The organism is Sulfuricurvum sp. (assembly GCF_028688295.1).
In the GTDB taxonomy this organism is placed as follows: domain Bacteria; phylum Campylobacterota; class Campylobacteria; order Campylobacterales; family Sulfurimonadaceae; genus Sulfuricurvum.
Window position 1 is genome coordinate 1 of sequence record NZ_JAQTYM010000097.1, and the last position, 6,047, is coordinate 6,047.

Annotated in this window: 9 protein-coding genes; 7 read left to right on the top strand and 2 right to left on the bottom strand. The window is 42.2% G+C overall.

The genetic code is table 11. The features are described 5' to 3' along the window. From PHR02_RS12655 to PHR02_RS12680, 6 genes are all read left to right on the top strand, one after another. Positions 1-561: hypothetical protein (locus PHR02_RS12655; protein WP_299992559.1), on the top strand; the 561-nt coding region annotated here is incomplete at its 5' end. Between the two features lie 236 nt (positions 562-797). Next, positions 798-968, top strand: a complete 171-nt coding sequence (locus tag PHR02_RS12660; RefSeq protein WP_299992560.1) for a hypothetical protein — start codon at positions 798-800, stop codon at positions 966-968. Then, a complete protein-coding gene (locus PHR02_RS12665; protein WP_299992561.1) occupies positions 965-1,642 on the top strand; it encodes a hypothetical protein in 678 nt (225 codons plus the stop codon). Before PHR02_RS12660 ends, PHR02_RS12665 begins: the two co-directional genes overlap by 4 nt. Next, entirely contained in the window at positions 1,639-2,169 is a 531-nt protein-coding gene (locus tag PHR02_RS12670; RefSeq protein WP_299992562.1) for a metal-dependent hydrolase, read from the top strand. Before PHR02_RS12665 ends, PHR02_RS12670 begins: the two co-directional genes overlap by 4 nt. Beyond that, entirely contained in the window at positions 2,166-2,678 is a 513-nt protein-coding gene (locus PHR02_RS12675) for a sugar-phosphate nucleotidyltransferase (RefSeq protein ID WP_299992563.1), read from the top strand. The genes PHR02_RS12670 and PHR02_RS12675 overlap by 4 nt, the downstream gene beginning before the upstream one ends. 36 nt (positions 2,679-2,714) lie before the next feature. Then, the gene (locus PHR02_RS12680) at positions 2,715-3,194 is read left to right on the top strand and encodes a thermonuclease family protein (protein WP_299992564.1); all 480 of its coding nucleotides are present in this window, start codon (positions 2,715-2,717) and stop codon (positions 3,192-3,194) included. Here the strand turns inward: PHR02_RS12680 and PHR02_RS12685 are convergent. Next, positions 3,166-3,861 (bottom strand): hypothetical protein, encoded by a 696-nt coding sequence (locus PHR02_RS12685; protein ID WP_299992565.1) that lies wholly within the window; start codon positions 3,859-3,861, stop codon positions 3,166-3,168. The genes PHR02_RS12680 and PHR02_RS12685 overlap by 29 nt on opposite strands. 2 nt (positions 3,862-3,863) lie before the next feature. Continuing rightward, positions 3,864-4,478 carry a recombinase family protein gene (locus PHR02_RS12690; RefSeq protein WP_299992566.1) on the bottom strand — a complete coding sequence of 205 codons (615 nt, stop codon included), beginning with the start codon at positions 4,476-4,478 and terminating at the stop codon, positions 3,864-3,866. A gap of 1,304 nt (positions 4,479-5,782) precedes the next feature. Here PHR02_RS12690 and PHR02_RS12695 point away from each other — a divergent pair. Continuing rightward, positions 5,783-6,047: hypothetical protein (locus PHR02_RS12695; protein WP_299992567.1), on the top strand; the 265-nt coding region annotated here is incomplete at its 3' end.

A 6,047-nucleotide genomic window follows, 5' to 3' on the forward strand; every position in this document is an offset into this window, starting at 1 on the left:
GTGGCAAGTGCAGGAAAAACAAGAGAATTGGAAAAGCTTTACAATGCAAGATTAGAGATTTTTCCAAAAGATAGCTTTATCAAGATTAACGCTCACGAAAGTGTCGGCGATTGGATTACAAAAAACCTCACGGAAAAAGTTTTAATCCAATTTATCGAAAGCCACAGCGATGACGAGCTAGCATATCAATATCTTTCAAAAAATTCAAAAAAACAAACGGTTCAGCTTGAAGCTCTCGAATATTTTGCTAGCGGTTCGATTGTATTCATTGACGACCTCGACAAAATGCAAGGACGAAAAAAAGAGTTTTTGAAACAAATCGTAAAAAACGCCCGCATTGTCATCGCTTCGGCTGAAAGCGAGTTGTCTATCGACAAAACGCTATTTTCTATTTTGAAGCAAAAAAATTTTAACGAAATCCCGCTCACGAGCGGGACAAGCTACGACATGACAAACGCTTCAATCATCATTTTAATTATCATGATGTTGGCAACGGGTCAGCACGAGCTAGCGGGTTTAATTATGGTCGCCCGCTTCGCAATGAGAGGAAAGACAAAGTGAACGCATTACGCAAGCGTAACGCCTCCATATTACTTCCCACCCACGAGGCTAACCGTGTTTTGGCTGACCTTTCGCTTACTTGCTTTTCTCGCTTCGGGGGACTTCGTTCCCTACGCTCCAAACTTTGCGGGGGACTTCGTGCCCGCAAAGACACAACCAAGCGAAAGCCAAGCCAAAACACGGTCTTAACGCCTCGCCCCACCCTTAATTTTAAAGAGCAAAGAGAGGACTTTTAAATGGAAACTTACACCGTAAACGCCGAAAAAATGCACGAACTATTACACGCCTTACATGTAAAGGAAGAAAAGGCGAGAGCCTCAATCTTTGAGCAAGAACAAGCGAAAGAGTACGAGCAATTAAGGTTCTTATTATTGGAAACTATTATCAAAAACAAAGGCAAAAAATGAAAAAAATAATTTCATTGCTCATCGCAATAATCCTACATGTAGAGGCAAACGACAAAGCACCCGCAACCATTACAAAAGAAGATATTTTGCTACTTCAAGACTTCGCCCCGACCGTTTACAAGACCGTACAGAAAGTACCAAAAGAGAAAAAAATCGCCACCGCCGTGGCGTTCTTGATGGATAAAATGGTTTATCGTGTTGATTACAACAAGCTCAAAATTGAAGCCGTGGCGACCACGGGAAGAAGAACCGCACGAGGTAGCGAAGAGGGAACACAAAGCGGGCTTTTCCCGTCTGATTTTAACTACTACAATGCGGGACTGCAAGCGACTTACCCGCTATTGGACGACAAAGAAAAAAGAGAAATTCAAAAGAAGAAAATCGACTTTAAACAATCAATTATCGAAGATGTCAAAAAGTATTTTGAAGCAGAAAACGAAGAGCACGCCACGGCTACGATTTTGGAAGTTGTAGAGCTGAAACAAATAAGAGCAAAAGCCCGAAGCACCGAGGGAATTATCGCCCTTGATGAAAGAATTGTTTTGATGGAAAAATTAGCAGAATTAAAAGCAAAACAAGCGACCGCCCGAACGGAAAAAAGTGCCCTGCTTGAAAAGCTTTTAAGCTATTTAGAAGAACGAGAGCACGCCGACTTTATGGAGATTTTACAATGACATGGAAGAGCCACACAGCCATCGCCATAGCGATAGCATTGCCATTCTCGCCCGCTTCGCTTCCCGCCGTAATCATCGGGGCGACAGCTCCCGATTGGTTGGAATATGTAGCCAAATTCTTTGGCGTACATGTAAAGCACAGACAAGAAACGCACTACTTAATTATTCCGATAATGCTAATCGCATTATCTTTTTTGATTGATTTTAGAGCGATATTGTTTTGGTTTGGGATTGGTTATTTGTCGCATTGGTTCGCAGATAGTTTGACGATTACGGGCGTACCGATAACGCCAAACGACAAACACAAAATCCATCTTCTAGGTGGAAAGATAAAAACGGGCGAGCCGTTGGAATATATCGTGGCGTTTGGCTTGCTTATTGCTTCGGTTTCCATATCATCGAACGCAATCGAACTATTGAACCAAGAACACGGATTTAATAAATACCACATGGATTACGGATACCTACAAAAAAACGGCATAATTGACAACAAGGAAGCCCTAGAAACGAGGTTTAAATTATTTTGAAAAGTAATCAAATTCTATTTAACAAGACGGGCACAGATGAGAGCTACACGCCCGCCCATGCGGTCGTGCCACTCTTAAAGTACATTCCAAAAAATGCGGTCGTGTGGTGTCCGTTTGACACGCAAGAAAGCGAGTTTGTCAAACAGATTTCAAAAAAAAACAAGGTAATCGCTTCACATTTAGACTTTGAGCAAGACTTCTTAAAATGGCAACCCACGCAAGCGTGGGACATGATTATTTCAAATCCACCCTTTACATGTAAGAGGCTGATATTTGAAAGAGCGTTAAGCTTTAAAAAGCCTTTCGCACTCCTAATGACTTGTGCGTGCCTTAATGACAAATACCCGCTGTTCAGCTTCAAAGAGGTTGGAGCTTCGCCTCAATTCCTCTTTTTTGACAAACGAATACACTACAAGCAAAACGGAACAACAGAGAAAAACACTACCTTTATGAGTGCGTATTTTTGCAGAAACTTCTTACCTAATCAAATCATTTTAGAATTGCTATAATTTCAATCCTTACATGTAAGGATTGAAAGGAAAGCAATGTTAAAAAAAACCATCTTCTTTGCCATGCTCGTGGCTCAAATTCAAGCGGGAACGATTGACGGCGTAGTCGTAGCGATTACAGACGGCGACACGCTAAAAATGATCACTAGCGATAAAAGAGAAATTAAAATAAGATTGGCAAAGATAGACGCACCCGAGAAAACGCAAGCGTTCGGACAAGCCTCAAAAAAAGCCTTGTCAGATATTTGTTTTAACAAGCCTCTACATGTAGAGATTGAAACGATAGACCGATACGGTCGAACCGTGGGAACGGCTACATGTAAAGGCGTGAACGCAAACATGGAGCAGATTAAAAACGGCATGGCGTGGGTTTATGTAAAGTACACAAAAGATAAAAAGTTTATCGAGGAAGAGCAGAAAGCAAGGGAAAAAAAAGTGGGATTGTGGAGCGAACCCACGGCGACACCGCCGTGGGAATATAGAAGAATTAAGCCGTTTCGTACATCTTCTTTATAGCCTCGATTTTAGAGATAAGAGCCTCACGCTCTCGCCTACGCTTTGAAGCGTAATCACTTCGCAATTCCACTTCTTCACGATACCTAATCGGGCAAGGTTTCAAAAAGCTATAATCAACATCGGTGGCGGAAACATCGCCAACGCCTAGCCCTTTAAAGTGCCTTGATGAAATTATTGTCTTTCTTTGATTTAATGCGTTTCTCACGATTTCCCCTTTCTCATAACCTAAATTATTGAATTTACACATGTACCAAACTATCGAACGAGAAACATTTTTCTCATTCTCTTTTATCCGTCTGTAAACATGCAAATTATACCTCATTAAAATTTCAAGAAACGGCGTGACATCGCCGAATGTAATTAAATTTAAGTGAGGATTAAAACCCATCGTTTGGGAAAAACTAACCTCTAAACGCCCAAAGAACGAACAACCAATGCGGGAACGCTTTACAGCTTCCCGAATATCGTCAATGACCTTGTAAAGTTCATCAATCGAATAGTAGAGATTTCCACGCCTTTGTGTTTTTATGACAAAGTATGTTAAAATTCCACTAGGTTGAATTTTTGTACCCTCGCAAAAAGTCTTAAATTCTTTTCGTTGCCACGACCTCGCACAGTCGGGACAAGTGAGGTGCTTCCTGCACCTCCGACCTACCTCGCAAACCATTTTCAATCCTTAGCTTTAATTTTTCTCGAAGCGATAAAATTTACAAGAGTACCACGAGCACAGCCAAAGATTTTGGCAATGCTAGCAACGGGAACGCCCTTGCCTACAAGGTCGATAATTTGCTCCTCCTTTCCGTCTAATTTACTTTTAACGATAGCCCCCTTTTTACGCCCCAAGATAACGCCCTCGCTCTTCCTACGCTGTAACGCTTCCTTAGTTCTTTGGCTAATTAATTCCCGCTCAATTTCAGCAGAAAGACCAAAGGCAAAAATTAAAACGCTTGATTGGATTTTATTATCTGAACCATTGATAATGAAGTTACCTTTTATTACATGTGTAGCCACGCCCTTTTCGGTCAAACATTTAAAAATTGTCATAACCTCTAAGATGGAACGACCGAGGCGAGAAAGCTCCGAAGTTACAAGAACATCGCCCGCCTTTAAGTCGCCAATGAGGCGACTTACATCACGCTCTTCGAGCTTGACCCGTGAGCTAATTGTCTCCGTTACAAATTCAACGGGAGAAAGTTTTAAACGGTTGCAGTATTCTAAAATTCCATGTTTTTGATTGTCGTAATCTTGCTTATCGGTTGAAACTCGAATGTATCCATAAACCATGATTTACCCCTTATGTTAGTTTAAAGGTATTGTACCAAAACGCTGACAGAATGTCAATAGTTTAGACGACCGTCTAGGCTGAACGAATAACGCCAACAGAAAAAACAAAAAAACCGCCCCCCGCTATATATAAAAACTAGACATAAAAAAGCAGTCTAAACGCACCTAAAAATGACTTTTTGAGGTCAAAAAAGAGGCAAAAAAGAACCTAAAAAAGGGCAAAAAATGCCCTTTTTCATCAAAAAAAGCCAAAAAAGCCAAAAAAGAGGCAAAAAATGCCTAAAAATGGCTATTTCCTTACATGTAAGGATATTTCAGAGCCTCTACATGTAAGGATTTCCAAATATCTCTACATGTAAGGCTTCTGCGAACCCTCTACATGTAAGGATTGATTGAATAGCTCTACATGTAAGGCTATTTGAGAACCTTTACATGTAAGGATTGATTGAATAGCTCTACATGTAAGGCTTCTGCGAACCCTCTACATGTAAGGAATACAATGCCCGCCCCTGCGGGGCGAATACCCGCCACCTGCGGTGGCTAATACAAGAGCACGCCCGCCACGGTCGGGCTTCCAATCGCCGTGCCACGGTCACGGCTCAAATACTACGCCCGCCACGGTCGGGCTTCGTTCTCCGCTTCGCTTCGCACCGTACACGGTACGGCTTGACCCCGCCACGCCTAAAGTCGTGTCGGGAAGAGCACCCGCCCGCCCCTTTTAACGGGGCTATTGTGGGGGGCGTGTGCTCTTAATCGCTCCCTCTACTCGGGGCGGGCTTCCCCCCTCAGCCCCCGCCCGCCCCTCGTTGAGTTGCGGGAGCGAATAGAAAGCCCCACCGTTTTGAACTTCGTATTTTCAAAAGGTAAGCATTTAATATTCTTTTCATCGCTCACAATTTCGCCGACCTTTTGCTTACCTCGTTTTTTCGCTCACAATTTCGCCGACCTTTTGCTTACTTGCTTTTCTCGCTTCGGGGGACTTCGTGCCCTACGCTCCAAACTTTGCGGGGGACTTCGTGCCCGCAAAGACACAACCAAGCAAAAGCCCAGCGAAATTGTGAGCAAAGAAAAAACGAGCCAAGCAAAAGCCCAGCGAAATTGTGAGCGATGAAAAGAATTAGCCCGCCCAAAGCACATAGTTATTATAGAAGAGATTGACCGACCAAAGCAGGGTTTAAGTTTAGGACTAATGATTTGTACAGTTTAGACGAACGATTAAACAATGCGATAAAAGGCTATTGAAAAGACATCTATATTTTGCTATAATAGTACAGTTTAAAAAGAAGAAAGGGTCTAAACGAACAATGACATATTTAAGACTAAAAAAGCTCAATTCTGAAAGTCCCGTCAAAGGAATTGTCCTGCGAACCAAGCCACGCAAATATTCTTCTACATGTAAGGAGAAATGGATTAGTAAAAAAAGTTCAATCCTTATCACGGGCGTGGCAAGTGCAGGAAAAACAAGAGAATTGGAAAAGCTTTACAATGCAAGATTAGAGATTTTTCCAAAAGATAGCTTTATCAAGATTAACGCTCACGAAAGTGTCGGCGATTGGATTACAAAAAACC

What these genes read in the sequence shown, in the direction of transcription:
- PHR02_RS12660 (WP_299992560.1), top strand. Translation starts at nt 798, where the DNA reads ATGGAAACTTACACCGTAAACGCCGAAAAAATGCACGAACTATTACAC.
- PHR02_RS12665 (WP_299992561.1), top strand. Translation starts at nt 965, where the DNA reads ATGAAAAAAATAATTTCATTGCTCATCGCAATAATCCTACATGTAGAG.
- PHR02_RS12670 (WP_299992562.1), top strand. Translation starts at nt 1,639, where the DNA reads ATGACATGGAAGAGCCACACAGCCATCGCCATAGCGATAGCATTGCCA.
- PHR02_RS12680 (WP_299992564.1), top strand. Translation starts at nt 2,715, where the DNA reads ATGTTAAAAAAAACCATCTTCTTTGCCATGCTCGTGGCTCAAATTCAA.
- PHR02_RS12685 (WP_299992565.1), bottom strand. Translation starts at nt 3,861, where the DNA reads ATGGTTTGCGAGGTAGGTCGGAGGTGCAGGAAGCACCTCACTTGTCCC.
- PHR02_RS12690 (WP_299992566.1), bottom strand. Translation starts at nt 4,478, where the DNA reads ATGGTTTATGGATACATTCGAGTTTCAACCGATAAGCAAGATTACGAC.